Origin of the sequence: Lysinibacillus sp. NPDC086135, from assembly GCF_044746345.1 — a bacterium.
Lineage (GTDB): Bacteria > Bacillota > Bacilli > Bacillales_A > Planococcaceae > Lysinibacillus.
On sequence record NZ_JBIVCA010000006.1, the window covers coordinates 193,763 to 216,091 of the forward strand.

The window sequence follows — 22,329 nt, forward strand, 5'->3', positions numbered from 1 at the left end:
ATTACTATTTTATCGTAATGCTATGTTATGCTTCAATGTTGTTTTTATAAGGTTGGCGTTAAATTAATACTATTTCATATTTTGCTCTTTTAACCAGGAACTTAATATCTCAGCAAATTTCTTGGTCACTGGTGAAGCATGATGTTTCATCGCAATTCCAATTGTGCGATAGCCACCTTGTTTTAAAGGTATAGCTTTTATCGTAGGAGGTAAGTTATACGTCACTAATTTCGGTAAAATACTAATTCCAAGCTGGTGAGCAATCATTGAAATGATCCCTACCTCTTCCGATAGTTCAAAACGAATATTTGGCTTCACGTGATATTGCTCTAACAGCACTTTTACATCATTTGTCCCTTTATATGAAGTCATGATAAATGGCATGTTTTCTAGTTCAACAATATCAATTTCGGCTTTATTATAAAGTAGACTTTTATCGGAGACAATACACAGCAATGGATCCTGCTGAAGTTCGGTAAACTGATACTGCTTAGACTTTTGACCATTTAAAAATCCCGCATCAACCTCTCCACTCAATAGCCATTGTTCAATTTCATAATAATCTCCCTCACGCAATTCGACTTGTATACCAGGAAATTGATTGTCCATAATACGAACAATTTCCGGCATCCAGTTTGAAGAAATACTTGAAATTACACCAATTCTTACTTTTCCTCGAGTAACGCCAAGTATGTGTGCGGCTTCTTGCTGTAATAGTTCTTGTGCATCGAGCACATGTCTCATTGCCCTCAGCATTGTATTACCTTCACTCGTTAACGTGACACCTGCTCGACTTCTGTGAATGAGTGCAAAGCCGAACTCCTTTTCTAAGCTTGAAACAGCATGACTTACAGCAGATTGGGTTAATCCCAATGCATCTGCTGCTTTTGTAAAGCTAGCTACCTCAGCCACTTTATTCAAAATCTCATATTTGACTAAACTCATCGCCTTGTCCTCTATATACATGAATTTTTTTAATACCAACCATTATAAACATTCGTTTTACTAATCACAACACAAGATTTATAGTAAATTTTAGAATAAAAACTGTTTTAGTACACAGATTGTAGGTGAGCATAATGAGTATCCAAGGAAAAGCAAATTTATTAATGGTTATTGTGACAATGTTTTGGGGCTTATCTTATACTTTTATGGTAATGGGGCTTGAAACATTGGCTGTTTATAATGTGGTGGCATTGCGTTGTATCATCGCATTTTTCGTAGCTGGTATTATCTTTTATAAACGCATGATTAAAGTCGATGTTAAAACACTAAAATATGCAGCTATACAAGGGTTTCTATTATTCATTGTGTTCGTTCTAAGCTTATTCGGACTAGCAACAACATCGGTATCAAATGCTGGTTTTATTTTAAGTCTAACAGTTATCTTAGTACCTATTTTCAGCAGTTTTATTGAAAAGAAATTACCTTCAAGAGCAGTTAGCTTTGCAATTATTTGCACAATGATTGGGATTACAATTTTAACGGCACATGGCTCATTTACCTTTCAAAAGGGAGATATTCTAATAGCCATTGCTGCACTATGTTATTCGTTTTACTTACTATTAAACAGCTCATTTACACGGAGCGTTGATTCAATTTCTTATGGCATTTACCAGCTCGGTTTTGCTGGACTTTATGCACTTGTATTAACATTTATTTTCGAAACACCAACACTTCCAAATACAACGACTTCTTGGGTTGCTATTATAGGACTTGGTGTCATTTGTAGTGCATTTTGCTTCGTAGGTCAAACTGTTGCACAACAGTTTACCTCTGCTACACATACAGGACTAATATTTTCCTTAGAGCCAATTTTCGCAGCGATGTTTGCCATACTGTTTATTGGTGAAGGAATAACAGTAAAAATAGTTATAGGTGGTAGCTTTATTCTAATTGGTAATCTTGTTGCCCAATTAGAGCATCTCCATGTTTTACGCTTTATTAAAAAACATGAACATGAAAAAGCTATAAATTAATTCAGAGTGGTGCATGTGCACTCACTCTGTTTTTTATTTTATAGTTAGTTCTAGCATTTAAACTCTCCTTGTTAAATGTGAATCAAGACAAATAGCAATTATCATCATAGTATACATTATGTCGTCATGGGTTCAGCTAAATGCTCAGCAAATAATACGATGACACCCTGTTCAACGAGATGAGCATAGTAAGCTGTTTGACCTTCCGTAAGATCAAATCGCTTAAATCCTTCTTTTACAGCCGATTCACCGGTAAACCAAGACTTAATTTGATCAACCCAATTCCCTACCTCATGTGTTTTAACATTAGCATCCCATTTTACACCCTCAAATTTGCTTGGATCCTTTGCAATAACGTAAATATCCTCTATTTGACATGCTTCTAAACGCATACTTTCTAAAATATGGAGCATTTCTTCCCTTGTATGGGCCACTTCAATTTGTGGGTTTTGCTCATTTATCATGCTCAATTCCTCCTAATTTGTATGGCTTACTAAGTATCTTACCTTCCTATTCAAGAAATAAATCCATTTTACCCATTCTTTTAACGAACTTTAATATTTGTAATATCTCTGTGATCCATGTTCACCTTTTGAAACAAAGGTCTAATACTTTTATGAAACATTAAAAAAATAGGCAATGGAAGTACATTAAAGTCCCCTTTGCCTATCAATTACTTGGTTTTCAATGCTCAAGGAATGCCTTCAACATCCATGTATGCTTTTCTAAGGACTGATACATAGCATTTAGTATATCCTCTGTTCGATCGTCTCCTTCTTCTGCCGCAAGCTCCATCGTTGAATTCAAAGCCTTCATAAGTTTTTGGAAATCCGCAATGATTGTTGCTACCATTTCCTCTGTCGTCTCATTCCCTGCCGCTTCCTCTATAAAGGATAGCTCAAGATGTTCTTTTAACGTAGCAACTGGTTTTCCATCTTTCGAAAGAATACGTTCTGCAATTTCATCTAGATTTAACGTTGTTTCATTATATAATTCTTCAAATTTTGCATGTAGTGTAAAGAAAGCTTTCCCCGTCACATACCAATGATAATTGTGCAATTTCGTATAAAGTACAGACCATGTAGCGACAAGTTTATTTAATTGTTTGTTTAAGTTTTGTGACATTATTTCTCCTCCAATGTGCCAGTTATTCTAGTCATTAGTATGCGTTGCAACGTATGCTAGCTATACACACATTTTTCTCATTGGAAAAAATTCTAAGGTCATCTGTAGATAAAAAATACAAAACCAAAACATTTTCCGCTACATAGCCTGTCCTAAAAAATAGATGGATACCATCAATTGGACGTTTAAACATCACAACAAACCGAATAAGAGATTGTCATTTTTGTTCGATTCCTTGCTCAATTCCTTCCTGCCTTTCTAATTCCAAAACTCCAGCAAATGTCGGCGGTAAATCTTTTTTATTTAGATGCAAAATATCTTCCTCCCTTTCTGCTCAGACATAGATTTTGGTAGCTTTAATAAATAATCAACGTAGGAAAAAAGCGCACGTATCTCTGTGCGTTCAACTTTACTTAATAACGAAACTTCTCTTAATAATGCTCTTTTGTAAGCACTACGATAGCTCATTTCGTTTTTTGCTTGATTTAAATAAATTAATGCTAGTAAAGCTTTACTAAACAGCTTCGTTGATTATCTTCTTTATCAAAATCTGACACGACAAACTTGTTAAATGTATAAGTTATTTCTGTACCATAATATTTTTCATGAAACTGATTCGTGCTTTTGGTACTCGTGTCTGTAAAAATTGCACTTGCCACAATCTTCTTACCATAACGATCATTGATACGATAAAAATACTCAAACATTCGCTTCGCAAAGTGCACTTCATCTACCGCTTGTATCTCTGTATGGACAAGGATCCATTGCTCACCCCCACTCTTTAAATGAACTTTCGCAATTTGATCAGCTACCTTGCGCCCTTGACGATGCTCAATAATTTCTTTGAAAAGCTCTTGCTGTAAAAACTCAACTTACTATCAATTATGCCTCGGCATAATTGCGTCCGGAATCGGCTTTGTGCTTGCACAAAGAACTCCTTTCCGATTCCGTGACATCCGCCGGAGGCTTTCAGGGGTGTTTGGACACCCACTGAAAGAAGTTGAAAAATTCACTTCTGCATGTAATTCTGGCAAAAAGAACAACAAAAAATCTTCAAACAAATCCCAATTAACTTCTTCCATAGATTATCTTCATTCACTTGACTAAGCTTATACACATCTGATTTCTCCTAAACTAGCTGCATGATAACTACATCCCCCTTACCTTAAATACATTATAGCTATTACGAACATACATTTTTAAGAACATTGAAACTATTCTCTATAATTATTTCACTTTCCGAAATAGTTTCGCTATAATGGAATCACTTACTAAAAAGGGGTGTTAATTAATGAAGGTATTACCATTACGAAAAGATGTGCCAGTAGAACAAACATGGGATTTAACAGATTTACTTAAAAATGACGCGGATTTTGAACGTGTTTTAGCACAGCTTGTGGAAGATGCAATAAATTTCGAAAGCACGTATCAAGGTACAATTACGGATGCTCAAAAGGTAATTGATGTTTTAAAAGCTTATGAAGCACTATATGAAAGCATAGTTCCTATTGGTACTTATGCAAGTTTAAATAATCGAGCTGACCATACAGATAACGAAGCTCAAATGCGTGCTGCAAAATATGGTACGGCAGTCGGAAAAATAAGTAGTACAATTTCTTTTGTACGCAGTGAATTACTAGCACTAGATGAGGCTATTTTAGAGGAAGCTGCTACATTAAGCCCTAATTATAAAGTCTATTTAGAGGAATTATTAAAACAAAAGCCGCATCAGCTACATCCAGAGGTAGAAAAAGCACTAGCTGCATTTAGCTCTACTTTTAAAGCACCATATGAAACGTATAATACGACAAAGCTTGTAGATATGCATTTTGGAGAGTTTGATGCCAATGGCGAAAAACATCCACTTAGTTTTGTATTATACGAGAATGATTGGGAGTTTGACGCTGATACAAATGTTCGCCGTGCAGCTTTCCAAGCATTTTCGAATAAGTTGCGCGATTATCAGCACACAACTGCAAAAATTTATAACACACACATTCAACAGGAAAAAACGATGGCTGATTTACGAGGTTTTGATTCTGTCATTGACTATTTATTATTTGATCAAGATGTTGATCGTACGCTTTATAATCGTCAAATAGACCTGATTACGAAAGAGCTTGCTCCACATATGCGCCGTTACGCAAAGCTTATTCAACAAGCAAACGGCATTGAAAAAATGACATTTGCCGATCTAAAGATTGCCCTTGACCCAGACTATGATCCGAAATTAACAATGGCTGAAGCAAAAGAATATGTTGAAAAAGCATTAGATGTTATGGGTGAAGGTTATAAAGAGATGCTCGAAAAGGCCTTTAACGAACGCTGGATTGATTATGCACCTAACAAAGGAAAATCGACTGGGGCATTCTGTTCAAGTCCATATGGTAGTCATCCGTATATTTTAATGTCTTGGAATGAACGTATGAATGAGGTATTCACTTTAATTCATGAGCTTGGGCATGCAGGTCATTTTGTGAATGCACATACCCATCAATCTTATTTTAACTGTCGTCCGTCGTTATACTTTATCGAGGCACCATCAACAATGAATGAAATGCTGCTAGCTAATTATTTATTAACCCATAACGACGATCTTCGCTTCAAACGTTGGGTAATTTCAAATATTGTGTCCAAAACGTATTATCATAACTTCGTCACACACTTACTAGAGGCAGCTTATCAACGAAAAGTATATGAATTAATCGATGCTGGAGAAGCTGTGAATGCTACTGTTTTAAATCACTTAAAACGCACCGTATTAGAAGATTTCTGGGGTGACACCGTCGATATTACGGAGGGAGCAGAGCTTACTTGGATGCGTCAACCACACTATTATATGGGCCTATATCCATACACATATAGCGCTGGCTTAACAATTTCCACACAAGTATCTAAGCGTATCTTAAAAGAAGGTAAGACGGCTGTAGATGAATGGTTAGCAGTCCTTCAAGCTGGAGGTACGAAATCACCTGTAGAGCTAGCTCAAATGGCGGGTGTCGATGTTACAACAGATCAGCCGCTTCGAGATACGATTGCTTATATTGGTCACCTTATTGATGAGCTCGAAAGATTAACGATAGAAATGGAAGCTGTCACAGGCTAAACAAAGCAAGAACCATCTATGCTATTTTTAAAGCGTAGATGGTTTTTTTAGTTCTAAGCAGGAAAATACATACATATACTAGAATCAGGCCGTCCCTCTATGTTTTTTGATATTTCTAAATAGACAATCATTTTTCTTCATACAAATGTACCGTTATTATTAATTGTATGCAATTTATTTAGCAAAATTCTACTAACAATTTTCAAAGGAAGTGTTTCTAATTATGGTAAAACGTAATGATCCATGCCCATGCGGTAGCGGCAAAAAATATAAAAAATGTTGTGAAGGTAAACAACAGGTTACCGTAGAAGCTGTAGCAATCGAAGAATTAGAGCGTGTACTACAAACATTTTACTTAGAATATCCAGAACGTAAAGATGTTCGCGCCTATATAGAGCATGTAGGTACATGGCAGCCTAAATTAGAGAGCGTACTACAAAGAGAGCTGATCGAGGCGATCGCGTTAGACGACTTCTTCTTCCATCAAGAACCATCAATTTGGAAAGGTTACTTAAAGAAAACAAAGAAAAAAACGGTAAGACCTTCTACGGTAAAAGTGTTAGAAGGCTGGTCACAACCTCGTCTATTTATTGGTTCCGTGTCAGTTGTAGAAGAAAAATATTTCAAGGCTACACATGTGTTAACAAATGAAGAGATTCATATTCGTCGTGAAAATGACAAACCAATCCCTGAAGGTATGCATGTCTTTGCATTCATCTTACCAGATGGTACAAAAAAATCAGAGCATTATTTAGCTGTATCAACGCTTATCTTCTTCCCAGAAGATCATGCTAAAGTATTTGAGCAATTTAAGAAAACTTTTGATGCTTCTGAGAAGAAGGCTGGAGCATTCCTAAAAGAAGAGCATTTATCCTTCTGGGAATTACTTGTGTCAAACGGTTATAAAGGCGAGGAGTTCACGAACTTTGAGAGCAATGTAATCACACAGGTTAAAGATTTCCTTGAGCAAAATGAGCGTGAAACAGCTCCTTTGTTAGAGCTTTTAGAGGACTATTTAATTGAAGGACAACCATCTGCGCGCAAAGAGGCTGCTATTGCTGCCGGCGCGATTCGATATGGTCAAGAAAAAGAGCTATTCGAGCCGTTATCACTGACTGTAAAAGAAATTGCGGCGACGTTCGATATTTCAGCTTCCTCTCTCACAAAATACTACCAAGACTTAAGTAGCTATGCTGCAACTAAATAATGCTTAAAATAGCGCCACACATTCTAAGGAATTTTAGAGTGTGTGGCGCATTTTAGTTACCATAGAAAAAAGCTACTTTTATTATCGGCAATGAGCCAACACCAAAGTAGCTTTCTCTATGGTAACCAACCAATACTATTATTTCCGAACATATTGTTATTTATGCATCGAAATTAGTAAATATGATTATTTATTGAGCAAAAATGAAATAAGCTTTATTTTATTTAAACATAGTCTGTTTAGTTCCTATGATTACTTTTATAGTTGTAAGACATTTCTGTACTGGTTTAAAAACATTATTTACTATACACCTTCAAGAGCTCTTCTCCAAGAAATTGTAGTCGCTCTCCTACAGTGCACGCCTCTATACAGAAGCGGTGAGCTCCAGGTTTACCACGATCTTTTCGTAATTGCTTTATCACTAAGCAATCAGCACAATACGTATCATGTAGTTCATCAATATCTTTCATAACCGTCACTTTATCCAAATTGAACTCTCGCTCCTTTCACGTCCAAATTTCGCTTCCTACTATTATGAAGTGAACATTTTGAACAAGCAACTATTTTGTTTATCCATTTAACATCTTTCTGCAAAGCTCTTTTGTATCGACAGGCACAAATGCTTTTTGTAACGTAAGTGAAACGGCAGTTACAAATGTCTTTTGTACCGAAAGCATAGCGACAGGTACAGATTTTTCCCATCTCTTTAGGTAGTGAGATAAAAGCGGATTTGAGCTACTTTCTTTTCAGCAGGTTTCTAAGCCTCGCTGAAAGACGTTAAAGCCTCCGGCGGATGCCACGGAATTATGCCAAGGCATAATCGATCATCATCTACTTAAATATTGTGAAAAAGCACTATTGATGTACAATTAATGTATAATCTAAATCAAAAAGTAGGGATTTTATGTTAGAAGTATATATTGATGCTGCTAGTGCAGGAAATCCTGGCCCCAGTGGTATTGGGATATTTATTAAAGGAGAAGGCCATCATATACAAATCAGTGAGTATATAGGGCAAACCAATAACCACATTGCCGAGTTTACTGCCTTAGTACGCGGTCTTGAGGAAGCACGAAAGCTTGGTTCAAACCTAGTCTCAGTGCGCTCCGATTCAAAAATTGTTGTGGCCTCTATGGAAAAAGAATATGTGAAAAATGAGGAATTTAAACCTTATCTTGAGCAGGCACTTACACTTGCAAATAGCTTCGATTTATTTTTCATCAAATGGGTTTCAGATACGCAAAATAAAGCAGCAGATGCACTTGCACGTAAAGCGATTCAAAAAGAAAAAAATTAAACTACGGGGACTGTCCCTTGCCTTATCAAGAGTCGGTCTCCTCCCTTCACTTCATTTAGATAATTAATATCCCCCAATATTTCATTTTTATCATTTTTCATATATAAACAAAATATATGCCATGCTCATAAGCAATCGCATAGGGATCGCCAAGTCCTCATCCAATTAACTTACATACGTGGCATATATATATAAATATCACCCCTAATTTTTGATGATGAGCCATAAATCAATATATTTCCCAATTATTATCAGTATAATTTGTCTCTTTAATGTTATTTTATTGACATACCATTGTAATATTACAATGGTAATATCATATATATATTAAGCTTTTAAAGTTTTCAGGAGGATACATATTATGAAAAAGAATAAAAAGTATAGATGGGGATTGAAATTAGCTACATTGGCTTTAAGTTCATCTGTACTTTTTTCAACAATTGACACAGCATCAGCAGCAACTTATACAGTAAAATCTGGTGATTCTTTATGGAAGATTGCCAATCAGTACGGTGTTACTTATCAAACATTGATGAAATGGAATAACTTATCTTCTACGACAATTCGCGTTGGACAAAAGTTAAACCTCAATACCCCACTCACATCAGCAACAATATCAACACCTACACCTAAGCCAACAGCTGCATCTAAACCAACAGTTACAGTTACACCTAAACCAACAACTAACCTAGTGCAAGTTGCTAAAAAACAATTGGGCGTAAAATATACATTTGGTGGAAGTAAGCCGAGTACAGGTTTTGATTGCTCAGGCTACGTCACTTATGTATATAATAATGCTGGTATTTCGACAGCTCGTAAGTCTGCAGCAGGTTTTTACAGTTCAGCTAAAAAAGTAAGTTCACCTCAAGTAGGTGATTTAGTATTCTTCGCTAATACATATAAAGCTGGTATTTCTCATGTAGGCATTTATATTGGAAATAGTCAAATGATTAGTGCAAGTGACGGTGGTGTTTCTGTTGCTAACATAAATAGCTCTTATTGGAAAACACACTTTGCTGGATATGGTCGTATATAGTGAATAAAAAAACAGTTGGGATGCCCCTAACGGGTTCCGATAAGGGAGAGAAACATTATAATTAGGGTATCAATTAGCAGACTAATTCGCATTGCGATTTGGTCTGCTTTTTTATTGTCATACCAGCGTTTAAGTTAAATTAACATTGGAAATAACTATACTATTAACACCCTAATTTTTGCGTGGATAATAGCTGTTGTCCACAGTAAAATTGATGTGTGAAAGAATATGCTAAATGATATGTTAAAAGGCTTGATATTTTGTAGAAAGGAAATGAGATGGTTAAATGAGGAAATTCAATTATATAAAGCCCAAAAACCTAAATTCTGAGCGGGTTGACTGGATTGTTTCAGAACAGACAAGGAACATCGTAGCGGCGTTTTCGGAGTACAGCGAATACACCGAAAGTGAAGTTGTTGATGAATTCCTAAAGAACATCCTAACCGACAAAGACTTTGTTAATTGGGTGATGAAAAAGCGAAATAATAAGCGGTTGCTCAAACAACTTGGATTAGAAGAGTTGGGAGGTTTAATGGTTGGCTCGACTAAAACGATTAGTTGAAAAGGATGAAGATGTAGTTGTTGTTCAAACTCCAGTGACAACTTCGGAAATAGCTGACCGAGTAAAACAATATGATTTATTAGACCCAAGCAAATTTTCCAAACGATACAATGACCTTTTGTATCGTCCTGTATCTTTCTTCCTGAATGAGAAAGAACATAAAATTCAGTATAATTTTTGCGGAAACCCGTTTTGTAAATGGCGCGGTCTTCCCCAAGAAAAATTCACGAGCGTAAAAGGTAATCCATGCCGTTATCGACTCAGTGGAAGGGGTAAAGGCGAAAATTAGGCTATCATTTGTAATGATGACCCGATTGGGGTTATTAAAGGAATGACTTGGGGATGCACGACCTCTCCTGTATCAAACTGGTCTGTTTTTAGAACGGCACGAAAAAACAGCATTCGAAAGAATGGAATTCCCTGTGATGTGGCTGAACACGGATAAAATGACTTACAATCTTAATAATGCCCGAAAGAAAGGTCAAGGCGGAAAAGGATTTGATGATGTGGAAGATTCACAATTTCCAACACAAATTGTTGTGACCGCAGATGTTCATTCAAAATATGTGTTCCGTTCGGATGTTGCTTATGATTGGAACATTGATATTAATGACATCAAACTGGATACTGTTTTGTTGAAAGAAGACCACTTGAATGAGTTTAGCAGAAAACACGGACGATTTAGGAAACACTCCTTTAATCCGCAGCCGCCATCAAAAAACGATACACAAACAGACTGGGAATATAAACAAGCGGTGCAGGAATTTGAACGAAGGGAAAATTATATTGATGGATTACACGTTAATTCCACCTATACAACATTCGCTCACCTTTGGATGATTAAACAAATGATTAAGGCATCGGAATGGCGTTTTGTCACCGACAAGGTCAATTCTTTGATGACCGTTTATTCTCGTGTGTTTGCAAGGGAACTTCGCTTGGCAGAAGCACATCACTTTATCTGTATGGAGGATAGGGAAAAATCATTGAAGCAATGCAATCAGGAATATAAAGAAGGTAGAGCTGATTTAATGCGGTGGGGGAACGCAATGATGCACGACACCCGCTCCATCTGGCAATTAGGATATTTGTACTTAATTTATGTGTTTAATACCAAGCAGTTTCACGAGGAAGTGATGATTGGTTCCCAAAACTATCATAAGTGGGCAGAAGCCCCTATTGAAAATCCAATCCCGACAAGGGACAAAGGTTTCTTCTATGTTGACTGCAAAACGGATTTATCTTCGTTAGAACCAGAGGAAATCGCAAACCTCGTTTTAAATGTTAGCGACTATGCGACTAATAATTTTATGCAACAAATCCGCAGAAGACTGTCCATTTTAGAAAGACCGCTTGTGACGGCAAGAGGCGATGGAAAGAGCTACATCTATGCCAACTTCAATCCTAAGTATGCACAATATGCTCTGACCATCCTTCGCACCTTTTATAACTTCTGTGAAGCGACTAAAGATCTTGACGGAGAAGAGCGTACTCCTGCTCAGCGATTAGGATTAGTAGAAAAACAATTTACTTTAAAAGATATTCTTTACCTAAGATAGTTCGCTGGATATTAGCGAACTAATTTTATTTAAAGGCAAATGGAAAATTTATGTTGAAATTATTATAGAATTAAGAAAAATTGCATTTTTAAAACTTACTAAGAAGTACAAAAAAATTAAAGGGAGTGAGTGTAATAAAGAAAAAAGTTGGATGGACAATTGCAATAATGGTACTTTTAATAGGAGTTGGTATTGGTTACTATTTCACTGCATTGTCACTTTATGAGCCGTCAGAAGATTTATACGGTTTCCCAATTCCTAAAAATGCAGAATTAGTTCAAGAAAGTAACAAATCAAAAAGTTATGATTGGTCGAGGGCTTCTGAAGAAAATGGAATACCATTTGATTACGAAATTGCTCTTAAAGCAAATGGTTGGAAAAAAGGTGAAAGAGAAGGGACTTCTGTTTCATACACAAAAGGAAATCACACAATTGATTTGCTTTCTTCTACCAAATGGTTAGACATCATCAAAATAAAGTAGATAGAAGTAACAAGCCCCTCTTTGACTTTATTTGAATGAAGATAGTTAATTCTACATCCAAAAACGCCCAGAGTAAATTCTGAGCGTTTTTGTTTGCTATTTATATTGCTAATTTCTCGTCAAACTCTATGCTAATAAGCATATAATTTATATTGCTATTAGCAATTTTCTCTCCCAAAACGGAACCCGTTAGGATGCCCCAACTGTTTTTTCTTTATACATGTGCTACTTTTTTCGATTTTATTTTTGCTAACCGTATTAAATAAATGATAAAGACTACAACTAGCGAGCCTGCTCCAGTTAGATATACAGAAGAATAGCCTACTCGCACGGCCACCATTCCTAAAATATAAGAGCCAAGCGCAATACCAATGTCAAACATCGTAAAGAACGTTGCTGTTGCATAACCACTGCGTGTATGTGATGTAGACTGTATAGCTAATGCTTGTAAGCTTGTAGTTACTGCCCCATAGCCAAATCCAATAAAAATGGCTGCCAATAAAAATAATGCTGGTCCTGAGACAAATGCGAGCATAACAAGACCGATAGCAAAGAGTATAATACCAGGTATAATAACGAACTGCGGCCCTTTCGTATCATAAAGTTTGCCTGTATATGGACGTGTAATAAGCATTGCTGCTGCAAAAACTGCATAAAATAGACTCGCTACAGCCATTAAATCTTTTTGCTGAGCGTAGACTGATAAAAACGATAAAACACTCGAATATGAAAAAGCTACTAAACTAGCAATCGCCGCAACTGGAAGCGCACGACATTCAAATAAATCATCAAATTTAAATGTCAATTTACCCTGATGTTCTGGCTTAGATAAATCATCCGTATTTATCGTTACAGCTAGGATGCCCCCTGCTAATATACAAATACTCATCACAATAAATAGTACATTGAAGCTACTATATTGAATAAGCAGCAAACCGATAAATGGTCCAATAACTACTGCTAAGTTAGTAGACATTGCGAAATACCCTAGCCCTGCACCTTTTCGATTGGCTGGCACTATATCTGCGGCTAAAGAGCCAGCTGCTGTTGTAATAACACTAAAGAATATCCCTTGAATAAAACGTAATCCTAGTAAAAGTCCAAAAGGATGAATAAATAAATATAAAACTGTACATAAAAAATAGCCTACTATTGATATAACTAAAAGCTTTTTCTTCCCAAAAACATCTAATAATTTACCCGAAAAAGGACGAACTATAATGGCTGATAATAAAAATCCTGATATTAACAATCCCGCTTCCTTGTCTGTCTGATGCAACTCACCAATCGCATATAACGGCAAAGTCGTTACCAATCCATAAAAAACAAAAAATACCGAGATATTTGTTAAAAAAAGACTAATAAACCGTTTCGTCCATATTTTTGTATTTCCCTCTTGCTGCACGTCTATCAACCTTCCATTTTTTCCAATAAAATTATAAATTGCTGTTGTTCCTCAACAGTCAATGCCCCTACCATTTCTTCCTCAAAAGCCAAGATGGTTTCAGTGATAGCAGGCAAATGTTCCTCTGCATATGGTGATAAAGTAACGATTTTTTCACGTTTATCTTCACCATCCATTCTAAGCACCCAACCTAAAGCCTCAAGTCGAGTAATTGCTCTAGTTATACTCGGTGCTTCAACATTTAAATACTTCCAAATTTGTGTTAATGTCATTGGCCCATGATTATGTAAGCAATATAAAATAGCCCATTGTGAGCTATACAAGTTGTGCTGTTTCAGTACTTCATTTAAACAATTCGTTAAATAACGACTTTTTTGGAATAAAGCATGAAAAATAGGATTCATGTTAGCGACCTCCTTATTTATTTACCTAGCTAAATAAATACTATACGCTTCATTTTTTTCGCTGTAAAGTGTTTGAAGTTTTGATGGCGTATAACCATAGCGACTTACGTATTTGTCCATCAGTGATTAGCTTGCATTTTATCAGCGATTTTCTCCGACGCACTACTATTAGAAGGGAATTTTTTGAAAGTGTCGAATTAAGCTAATAGATTACAAATAAAAGGAGATGGAAGCATGGAGAAAAAGGTATTAATACTTGCAGGAGACGCAGTTGAAGCTTTAGAAATTTTTTATCCTTATTACCGTTGTCTTGAGGCTGGCTATGATGTAACGATTGCAGCACCATCCGTAAAAAAATTACAGACTGTACTTGATGAACTTGCGAAAATTTTGTGTGAAACTTGGCATTTTTCTTGTATTGTTTACTGTATTCATCACTCCAACGATTACTTATGCTCAACAGGGAATTCCAGCCCATGCTCAATGGGGAAAAGTAGCGATAAAAGAGACACATGCAAAATACCCTCAAGCAAAAATCCTCGATTATTTGTATGAGGGAAGCGAGGTTGTTGAGAATGCCACTATTGAAAAATTTAAACTTTTGCTAAAACAAAGTGATAAGGAATTCGGTGTACATGTTCGAATCAAATATGAAACCAATACAAAGAAAGTAGTGAAAATTGAATTCCAAGAAACCACTCCATAAAATAAGAGGACGCCTTCTTTCAGGCATCCTCATTCTGTTAGCTTTCTAGCTGTTGAATAAATTCTCGCATTAAGCCAGGTAAATCTGGCCATGCATGACCACTAATTAAATTATCGTCTGTATGAAGATTAGAATCGATATACGTTGCACCTGCTACTTGAACTTCGGGCTTGCAGGCAATATAGGCTGTTAGTTCACGTCCTTTCAATATTTCTGGAATGGTCCCGAATATTTGAGCTGCGTGACATACTGCAGCGATTGGTTTATTTTTTTCAAAGAAATGGCTCACTAGTGCCGGAACATGTTCATTTAAACGAATGTATTCTGGCGCTCGTCCACCAGGAATGATGAGTCCGTCAAATTGTGCTGGATCAACTTCTGCAAAGGATGCGTGTGCTTCTATGCCATATGCTGTACGCTCGATGTATGTATCGACACCATCGACAAAATCGTGCAAACCTTTCCTATTTCTTTGGTATAAAGTAGCCAAAACAGCAAAAAATAAGTGCTCCTTAAGTATTCTCAACCTTAAGGAGCAGTTTTCATTATCTTTTACTGGATTGTTTTGGTTGTTGAGGATTGTTATGAATTACTTGATTAAATTCTGCTGAATATTCTTCACGATCATTTCTTTTATGTGTATCTTCTTTCTTTTTCTTTTTGAAGCTCGTTTTATTCTTCTTTGCCATTATTTAAGCCCCCATATTTCGGTTATTTATTTTTGTTGGACTGCTGATTTTTCTTATGGTTCGTTTTATTATCTTTATTTTTGGCTTTCGCATCAAATTCTGCAGCGAATTCTTCATTGAGATTGTCATTCGGGTTATTGTTATTACTATTTGAGTTATCGAGGTCTATTTTTTTGTAGGTATCAAAAGGATTATGCGTTCTAACATTCATTGTTTTATTGTTGTTTTTGTTGTTTCTATTGGTGTTTCTATTGGCCACGGATATTCACCTCCTACATGTAATGTGCTCAGGATAAAAGGTTTTATGCTTTGGGGATAACTGCAGGCATTACTAAAAGGTTTCCAGTCCAATCAATTTCGCCTTAGCATAATTGCGTCCGGATGTTGAATTGTGCCCGCACAATTCCTTCCTTTCAAATTCGTGACATCCGCCGGAGGCTTTGGGCAACAGATGTTTTTTACGCGAAAGCGTAGCGTTAGCGGCATGATATTGGTCACTCAGTCGTGTGTTGTTGTTTCTGTCGCTTCGCTTTCGCACAGATAAGATGGGCCGTCTTTATTTCAGTAGGTGTTTGGAAAAATGAACCAAATATGTATTCTTTTAACTCTTCTTTCCGTCGCTTTAATTTTCATCCGTCTTATAGGTAGAACTTTTCTACTGAATAAAAATAAAAAAAATGTACATCACTAACTTTAATTAGTAATGCACATTGTATTTAGACAATCCTATATTCAGTTATATTTAATAATGCACCAACTGCACCTGAAAAACCGTGGTCATTAATAAAGACTGGTGTATGCTTTTTCGTACGAGTGTAATTGGCAATAACACGTGTAAGATGATCATTATTACTTAAAGTTGAACCAATATAAACGATATGTTGAGCATTTTTTTCTTCAGCATATTGAATACTAAGTGTGGTAATAACCTCACCTACTAGTCCTTGTACAGTTGCAATAATATCTTCTGTTGGATGTTTGATAGATTCCGTAATACCAACTTTCCCAAAATTACTAGCTGTCAGTTGCCCATCAATAGGTGTGTCCATCCCTTGATAAATATCCTTTACTAGTAAATCAATTTCTTCTCGATTACCCTTAGAGGCCAGTTCTCTTATTTCATTATAATCCGTGATGCCAGTTGTAAGCGCTGACAATCCAATCAATGTTCCACCACCAACGCCTGTACCACCAACACGAACATGCGTATTATCTTCCATATAATGAATTGAAGTACCAGTACCAATATTAGTAATCATACTTCTCTCGAAGAAGTAGCCCTCTTTATGCAATAAAAATCGAACGCCCTTCAATGTGGCTTCAAACTCTACTATATAATGAATCGATTTCATTGTTTTGATGACATCCAGTAATTGTTCTGTACGCCCTCCCGTAACACCAATATCCTCAATATCTGGATGATTAATAATCCAATTTTGCACTGCTAGCAAATCATTTGACGGGAAAGTTATTAAAACGAGCTCATTATGCTCATCTAAATAAGCAACTTTTGTCAATGTTCCGCCTGCATCAATACCTATAGCCTTTGGCATACCATTCTCCTTTGACTTTACGTACAATCTCTATTTCAGATGGTGAGATATATACTAGATTTTGCTTGTATTCAAGAGGCGATTAGAAGCCAGTTGAATAACGTTCATGCCTCCACAAATGTCACGGATTTTGCAAGGAGTTATTGTGCCAAAATCCGATGTATTGTATTTCAGTACCGAAAGCAAATCAACTGCTACAATTACTCGAAAAGTGAAGTTGTATCTCTGTCCTTCCTAAACTTTAACGCTGTTGAAATAAATGTGCAATAACTTAGCAAACTTTCATGAAAAAAAGATGAAAAATATCAATTTTTTTCTATTAATCACACGATTTTCGTCGCATTTTTATAACTTTAACATTATTCTACTATAAAAACACAAAAGAACTGAAAATGCAATGACACTCGATGCATTATCGATTCTAGCAACGTTGAGCGCTAATTCCTGAAAGTATTCCGATAAAACTAAAAATGTCATTTTGTTAAAATGTATGTCATATGAACTAGTTGATGGCGACTCCTAGGGGGATTAGCTGATATCCTCCAACAATCACTAGTTCGCTTCTCGAAATCAATTTTGCCATTGCCGTGCCTACCTATAAAAATTGCAATCTCGTTATTCGTTATTTATCCCCACTTTGTCTTAATCTATACCATTTGAAAATAGTTGATTATAAATTGAACAATCTGTTTTATCTTTCATCACTTTTACGATACGATATACTATAGATGTGTTACCATTTGAACGGAGGAATACAAGTGAAAGATCAAAAAAAACTTTATAAAGAAGCGATGCAAGTTTTAAAGGAAACTAGTCGCACTTTTTATATACCGATTACTTTTTTAAAAAATGATTTAAAATTGTCTGTGGCAGCCGCGTATTTAGCAATGCGTGCTATAGATGAAATTGAGGATCATGAAAACCTTTCTAATGACGTAAAATTCGATTTACTTAATGCAACAAGTGAGTTATTAAAGGAATCATTTAATGCTGAAGCCTATGAAGCATTATTAGCGCCATATGTAGATCAGCTACCTGAAGTATCTCTTCGTTTAGCAGATTGGCTAACGTTTTGTCCTGAAGGCTCACGTAAAATTGTCCAAGCTTCAACAAGTGAAATGGCGTTTGGGATGGCAAAATGGGCAAAAGCAAACTGGCAGGTGCATACGCGAGAGGATTTAGATGATTATACATACTACGTTGCAGGGCTTGTTGGGACAATGCTGTCCGAGCTTTGGGCGTGGGGTGCTGACATTCAAACAGATCGCGATTTAGCAATTGGCTATGGCCGTGGTCTCCAAGCAGTCAATATTTTACGCAATCAGCATGAGGATATGGACGAGCGCGGAGTAAGTTTCGTTCCTGATGGCTGGACTCGTGAAGAATTATTTGCATATGCGGAGGAAAATCTCGCGAAAGCGGATCTTTATATGAAAGATATTAATAAACGTACTGTATTATTATTCTGTCGTCTACCACTTGCATTAGCCCATAAAACATTGAAGGCAATGCAAGAAGGTCGTGAAAAAATGTCACGAGCAGAAGTAGAACAAACAGTCGAAGAGGTACAGGTTGACTAAAACTTTCACCATAAAAAAGCCTCAGTATGAGAAACTCTCGTACTGGGGCTTTTTTAGTTATACGGACTGAACTAGATTAACAATCATTTCATAACTAAAAAATACTGAAAGCATCGTTAACAACATAAATACTACCTTTTCAGCTTTACTACCCGTTTTTATAGTAATAGGTAGACGTACTGAAATGGATACTGGGAAGAACAGCTTAACACCCTTCTTAGTTCCCATATCAAGGAAAACATGACTTGCCATCCCTAATAAAATACCTAGTGAAATGGATTCGTAAGGTATAAATGTATGTAGTAACATCCCTACTAGAAATAAAAAAAGCAAACTATGTGTAAATGAACGATGTCCAAACAAAGTATTGACAATCTTTGAAATGACGGGAAACTTCCTCCCGATTTTGCTGCCTCCATGGCAAATATCTGGAAGTAATGCACCGATAACGCCCGCTCCTACTAAAACAAGTGGATTATCATTAGAAATTTGTGCAAAAGCAAGGCTTGCAGTGATGCCCCCGATAATATGTGTATTCCCTTGCATTATTTACTTCTGCTCCTTATATCTCTATATTTTTACCCTTCTTAATTTAACACACTCCAGCGCAAAAGGGAACATATATTCCGAACGTATAATCCCTTTTTTTATTGGCACAATTAACTTTCATATCAAATTAAAAATATCAGAAACATTTCAGGTTCTAATTGTATATATAGGATATTTAGAGATAAAAATGAATATTGGAGGTTATTTATGAAATCTATCAAAGGAATTTTGTTTATCATACTAATAATGAGTAGTAGTGCTTTACTGTGGTCTTTCGCTACACCTATAGAACCTATCCAGTCAGTTAACAGGCTCAGCCACATCATTGGAGGCATGGCCATTACAGGCTTCTTTCTTGTTTTTTTGTTAGCAACAAGAATGAAAATTTTTGAGCGTTGGTTCCATGGTCTAGAAAATGTTTATTTTTATCATAAATCTTTAGCCATTCTTTCACTAGTATTAGTAGTTATTCATGGTCAATTACAAGGTTTAGTCCCCCACTGGGATAAAGTACAAAGAACTTCACTCAGCGAATTTGCGAAAGAACTAGGATCACTTGGGCAATATGGTTTCATAGCGTTAATTGTCATTGCGCTTTTTGCTAAATTTCTAAAATATGAGCACTGGCGAATCTTTCATCGGTTAATGCTTATCCCTTATACATTTGGAATTTATCATGCCTATTTTTCAAGCAGATACGATTTATTGCAGCCTACACCTTTAGGAATTTTTACAGCGATAACTACAACTATTGGATTTATGTCAGCATTATATATGTTGACAATGTATCAGGATATGTTTTTTAAATATGAAGGCAACATTACGGGAATCAAGAAAATGGGCTCCAATGTTATTGAACTAGAGTTAACTCTTGAAAGAAGCATCCCATTTCGTCATGGACAATTTATTTTTATCAAAATTTTGCAAGATGGCATAGAAAAGGCGCCTCATCCCTTTTCAATTTCAGGTGGCGATGGAAAAAAATTATTTGTCACTATAAAGGCGGTTGGTGATTTCACAAAAGTAGTATATGATTCTGTTCAACTGAATACACCAATCACACTTGATGGTCCTTATGGTCATTTAAACTTTGAAAATGGAACACAACAACAAGTTTGGATAGCTGGCGGTATAGGTATTACTCCATTTTTATCTTATTTGCAATCACAACCCTTGGATCGTGATATTGAGTTATTTTACACTTATCATGGTCAAAACAATGCTATCTATAAAGATTTTTTACAGGAGTATGCAATAACTAATCAACAATTCAAAGTGAACTTTATTGATACTACCCAAATGGACAGGCTTTCATTTGAAAATTTTTCAGTGCCACCGCATACAAGTATTTTTATGTGTGGCCCTGAAAAAATGCTAAAACATTTTGCCAAGCAATTGAAATCCCGCAATAAAGATATAAACGTTGACTTCGAGACATTTAAATTTAAGTAATAATTATCAATTATGCCCCGGCATCATCGCGTCCGAAATCCGCGGAGGCTTTAGGCCAACGCATGTTTTTTTGCGCGAAAGCGAAGCGTCAGCGGCACATGTTTTTGATAAATTACCACAGGACGTGGTGTTCTTAGACTGAGTTCCTCTATTTCAGGGGATGACTTTTGTACCGAAAGCGTAGCGCAGCTGTTTGGACACCCGCTGAAAGAAGTTAATCAAATTCGAGCAATTTACTTGGAATTTCAAAAAGTATATCGTATAGTAAAATCTCATCAAAAATAAAGGAGATTTTTTACCTTGACTACAATAAGTTATTTAAATAAAGTAATGCATGATCGTAAATCTGTTCGTAAATATGAAGCTAATTATAAAATTCCTCAATCAGATTTAGAGGAATTACTTGTGAAGGCAACAACCGCTCCATCATCAAGTAATTTACAACCTTGGCGCTTTTTAGTGATCCAAGATGAGGAAGTAAAAAAGGAACTACGTTTAATTGCAAATAACCAGGAGCAAGTAGAAACTGCGTCTGCCATCATTGCGGTATTAGGCGATACTGCAATGTACAATAATGTTGAAGAAATCTATACAAAAAACTTCGAGCTTGGCTATATGGATGAAGCAACAAAAAACATGATGATTGAAAATTCATTAAAGATTTATTCAAACCTTCCTACAGAAGTTCTAAAAAATATAGCTACATTTGATGCAGGCTTAATTTCTATGCAAATCATGCTTTTAGCAAAAGATATGGGCTATGATACGGTTACAATGGGTGGCTTCAATAAAGAGGCTTTTGCGAAGCGCTTTACATTAACAGATAATCTAGTGCCAATTGTCTTAATCGCTATCGGAAAAGCAGCAGCGCCAGCTTACGGCTCATCTCGTTTAGCGCTAAATGACATCGCAAAATTCATTTAATCCAAGAGAAAGACTGTATCAATTACGCTTGGTTTGATGTGCTCGCTGAATGAAGAAAAATGTTCTTTTTCGAATAAATATGATACACTAAATATAGAATAAAAAAGACTGGATGCGTCAACATCCAGTCAATGCAACAATCATGCCGCAACCATAGCGGCTGACCAAGTTAAAGTTATAGCAATAGCCACCTTACTTAGCCGGCAGGGTGGCTATTTCTTTTTATTTTGAGAGAACCAGTGTCAGTACAGCAATTAGCAAAAGGCTACACTGCACAATCAAACTGAATGCTTCAAATACTGTCATTGGTTATCTTAAGTAAAGTGTATATAACAAGTAATAAACCCTATAAAATCAACTGCATTTTTTATTATATACTTTTAAATATCTAATACGTAATTTAAAAAACTCTACTGCCGATTCCCTTAAAAGCCATCCTCTTTTAATAACCTTGGAGGATGATTTTTTTATTATCGTATCCCATTCTTGAAAAGAGGTAATAAGAAAAAGCTATCCTCAAATAAACTGTACCCTATAAGATAGACACTTTGAAAAAAGTCTATCCTATAGGGTACTTTTGTTTATAATGAGAAAAAAGATGTCGGAGCGGAATGAAATGACGAAAAGAGTATTTACTAAAAAAGAGCAAGAACAACTAAACTGTAATCCTAATGTCCAAGCTATTAGTGATAAGGCGATTACTTATACCGAGGA

Annotated in this window: 25 protein-coding genes and 1 pseudogene; 13 read left to right on the plus strand and 13 right to left on the minus strand. The window is 36.0% G+C overall.

Annotated features, from left to right (window positions below; all coding sequences use genetic code 11):
* Positions 1-69 precede the first annotated feature (69 nt).
* Complete coding sequence (locus ACIPKN_RS10715; RefSeq protein WP_400935851.1) at positions 70-945, minus strand: LysR family transcriptional regulator; 876 nt, start codon at positions 943-945, stop codon at positions 70-72.
* A 134-nt stretch (positions 946-1,079) separates the two neighbouring features.
* On the opposite strand from ACIPKN_RS10715, the gene ACIPKN_RS10720 reads away from it, so the two are divergent.
* Positions 1,080-1,979 carry a DMT family transporter gene (locus ACIPKN_RS10720; protein WP_400935853.1) on the plus strand — a complete coding sequence of 300 codons (900 nt, stop codon included), beginning with the start codon at positions 1,080-1,082 and terminating at the stop codon, positions 1,977-1,979.
* A gap of 116 nt (positions 1,980-2,095) precedes the next feature.
* On the opposite strand, the gene ACIPKN_RS10725 is transcribed toward ACIPKN_RS10720, so the two are convergent.
* From ACIPKN_RS10725 to ACIPKN_RS10735, 3 genes are all read right to left on the minus strand, one after another.
* Positions 2,096-2,443 carry a general stress protein gene (locus ACIPKN_RS10725; RefSeq protein ID WP_400935855.1) on the minus strand — a complete coding sequence of 116 codons (348 nt, stop codon included), beginning with the start codon at positions 2,441-2,443 and terminating at the stop codon, positions 2,096-2,098.
* Positions 2,444-2,663: 220 nt separating this feature from the next.
* Positions 2,664-3,104 (minus strand): Dps family protein, encoded by a 441-nt coding sequence (locus ACIPKN_RS10730; RefSeq protein ID WP_142508232.1) that lies wholly within the window; start codon positions 3,102-3,104, stop codon positions 2,664-2,666.
* 500 nt (positions 3,105-3,604) lie between these two features.
* Positions 3,605-3,829: a hypothetical protein gene (locus ACIPKN_RS10735; protein ID WP_400935858.1), complete on the minus strand. Its 225-nt coding sequence runs from the start codon at positions 3,827-3,829 to the stop codon at positions 3,605-3,607.
* A 566-nt stretch (positions 3,830-4,395) separates the two neighbouring features.
* Here ACIPKN_RS10735 and pepF point away from each other — a divergent pair.
* Both pepF and ACIPKN_RS10745 read left to right on the plus strand, forming a co-directional pair.
* Positions 4,396-6,210, plus strand: a complete 1,815-nt coding sequence (gene pepF, locus ACIPKN_RS10740) for an oligoendopeptidase F (protein ID WP_400935860.1) — start codon at positions 4,396-4,398, stop codon at positions 6,208-6,210.
* A gap of 223 nt (positions 6,211-6,433) precedes the next feature.
* Positions 6,434-7,417: an SEC-C domain-containing protein gene (locus ACIPKN_RS10745; protein ID WP_132358907.1), complete on the plus strand. Its 984-nt coding sequence runs from the start codon at positions 6,434-6,436 to the stop codon at positions 7,415-7,417.
* A gap of 296 nt (positions 7,418-7,713) precedes the next feature.
* Here the strand turns inward: ACIPKN_RS10745 and ACIPKN_RS10750 are convergent, their stop codons facing one another.
* Complete coding sequence (locus ACIPKN_RS10750; RefSeq protein ID WP_132358910.1) at positions 7,714-7,905, minus strand: zinc-finger domain-containing protein; 192 nt, start codon at positions 7,903-7,905, stop codon at positions 7,714-7,716.
* A 416-nt stretch (positions 7,906-8,321) separates the two neighbouring features.
* On the opposite strand from ACIPKN_RS10750, the gene ACIPKN_RS10755 reads away from it, so the two are divergent.
* From ACIPKN_RS10755 to ACIPKN_RS10780, 6 genes are all read left to right on the plus strand, one after another.
* Positions 8,322-8,714, plus strand: coding sequence for a ribonuclease HI family protein (locus ACIPKN_RS10755; protein WP_400935863.1), 393 nt, complete (start codon positions 8,322-8,324; stop codon positions 8,712-8,714).
* Between the two features lie 361 nt (positions 8,715-9,075).
* Positions 9,076-9,750 (plus strand): C40 family peptidase, encoded by a 675-nt coding sequence (locus ACIPKN_RS10760; RefSeq protein WP_400935865.1) that lies wholly within the window; start codon positions 9,076-9,078, stop codon positions 9,748-9,750.
* A 286-nt stretch (positions 9,751-10,036) separates the two neighbouring features.
* A complete protein-coding gene (locus ACIPKN_RS10765) occupies positions 10,037-10,312 on the plus strand; it encodes a hypothetical protein (protein WP_400935867.1) in 276 nt (91 codons plus the stop codon).
* Positions 10,287-10,601: a hypothetical protein gene (locus ACIPKN_RS10770; RefSeq protein WP_400935869.1), complete on the plus strand. Its 315-nt coding sequence runs from the start codon at positions 10,287-10,289 to the stop codon at positions 10,599-10,601. The genes ACIPKN_RS10765 and ACIPKN_RS10770 overlap by 26 nt, the downstream gene beginning before the upstream one ends.
* Before the next feature lie 136 nt (positions 10,602-10,737).
* Positions 10,738-11,871 carry a hypothetical protein gene (locus tag ACIPKN_RS10775; RefSeq protein WP_400935871.1) on the plus strand — a complete coding sequence of 378 codons (1,134 nt, stop codon included), beginning with the start codon at positions 10,738-10,740 and terminating at the stop codon, positions 11,869-11,871.
* Between the two features lie 125 nt (positions 11,872-11,996).
* Positions 11,997-12,353: a hypothetical protein gene (locus ACIPKN_RS10780; RefSeq protein ID WP_400935873.1), complete on the plus strand. Its 357-nt coding sequence runs from the start codon at positions 11,997-11,999 to the stop codon at positions 12,351-12,353.
* Positions 12,354-12,567: 214 nt separating this feature from the next.
* Here the strand turns inward: ACIPKN_RS10780 and ACIPKN_RS10785 are convergent, their stop codons facing one another.
* Positions 12,568-13,764 (minus strand): MFS transporter, encoded by a 1,197-nt coding sequence (locus ACIPKN_RS10785; protein ID WP_400935900.1) that lies wholly within the window; start codon positions 13,762-13,764, stop codon positions 12,568-12,570.
* Entirely contained in the window at positions 13,764-14,162 is a 399-nt protein-coding gene (locus ACIPKN_RS10790; RefSeq protein WP_400935875.1) for a MarR family winged helix-turn-helix transcriptional regulator, read from the minus strand. Before ACIPKN_RS10790 ends, ACIPKN_RS10785 begins: the two co-directional genes overlap by 1 nt.
* A gap of 394 nt (positions 14,163-14,556) precedes the next feature.
* Here ACIPKN_RS10790 and ACIPKN_RS10795 point away from each other — a divergent pair, with 394 nt between their 5' ends.
* Positions 14,557-14,868, plus strand: coding sequence for a DUF3889 domain-containing protein (locus ACIPKN_RS10795; protein ID WP_400935902.1), 312 nt, complete (start codon positions 14,557-14,559; stop codon positions 14,866-14,868).
* Between the two features lie 37 nt (positions 14,869-14,905).
* Here the strand turns inward: ACIPKN_RS10795 and ACIPKN_RS10800 are convergent.
* The 4 genes and pseudogenes from ACIPKN_RS10800 to coaW all read right to left on the minus strand — a co-directional run.
* A pseudogene (locus tag ACIPKN_RS10800) lies at positions 14,906-15,325 on the minus strand (DJ-1/PfpI family protein); the annotation flags it as partial.
* A gap of 88 nt (positions 15,326-15,413) precedes the next feature.
* A complete protein-coding gene (locus ACIPKN_RS10805) occupies positions 15,414-15,557 on the minus strand; it encodes a hypothetical protein (protein WP_185903432.1) in 144 nt (47 codons plus the stop codon).
* Positions 15,558-15,579: 22 nt separating this feature from the next.
* Positions 15,580-15,816 carry a hypothetical protein gene (locus ACIPKN_RS10810; RefSeq protein WP_400935877.1) on the minus strand — a complete coding sequence of 79 codons (237 nt, stop codon included), beginning with the start codon at positions 15,814-15,816 and terminating at the stop codon, positions 15,580-15,582.
* Positions 15,817-16,273: 457 nt separating this feature from the next.
* Positions 16,274-17,110, minus strand: a complete 837-nt coding sequence (gene coaW, locus ACIPKN_RS10815; protein WP_400935879.1) for a type II pantothenate kinase — start codon at positions 17,108-17,110, stop codon at positions 16,274-16,276.
* Between the two features lie 758 nt (positions 17,111-17,868).
* Here coaW and ACIPKN_RS10820 point away from each other — a divergent pair.
* Complete coding sequence (locus tag ACIPKN_RS10820; protein ID WP_400935881.1) at positions 17,869-18,690, plus strand: squalene/phytoene synthase family protein; 822 nt, start codon at positions 17,869-17,871, stop codon at positions 18,688-18,690.
* Between the two features lie 57 nt (positions 18,691-18,747).
* On the opposite strand, the gene ACIPKN_RS10825 is transcribed toward ACIPKN_RS10820, so the two are convergent.
* Complete coding sequence (locus ACIPKN_RS10825) at positions 18,748-19,236, minus strand: metal-dependent hydrolase (protein ID WP_142508243.1); 489 nt, start codon at positions 19,234-19,236, stop codon at positions 18,748-18,750.
* Positions 19,237-19,446: 210 nt separating this feature from the next.
* Here ACIPKN_RS10825 and ACIPKN_RS10830 point away from each other — a divergent pair, with 210 nt between their 5' ends.
* On the plus strand, positions 19,447-20,691 hold the full coding sequence (locus ACIPKN_RS10830; RefSeq protein ID WP_400935883.1) for a ferredoxin reductase family protein: 1,245 nt from the start codon (positions 19,447-19,449) through the stop codon (positions 20,689-20,691).
* A 330-nt stretch (positions 20,692-21,021) separates the two neighbouring features.
* Complete coding sequence (locus ACIPKN_RS10835; RefSeq protein ID WP_400935904.1) at positions 21,022-21,615, plus strand: nitroreductase family protein; 594 nt, start codon at positions 21,022-21,024, stop codon at positions 21,613-21,615.
* Between the two features lie 222 nt (positions 21,616-21,837).
* Here ACIPKN_RS10835 and ACIPKN_RS10840 read toward each other — a convergent pair whose 3' ends face one another.
* Positions 21,838-21,921, minus strand: coding sequence for a putative holin-like toxin (locus tag ACIPKN_RS10840; RefSeq protein WP_400935907.1), 84 nt, complete (start codon positions 21,919-21,921; stop codon positions 21,838-21,840).
* Positions 21,922-22,329: the final 408 nt, after the last annotated feature.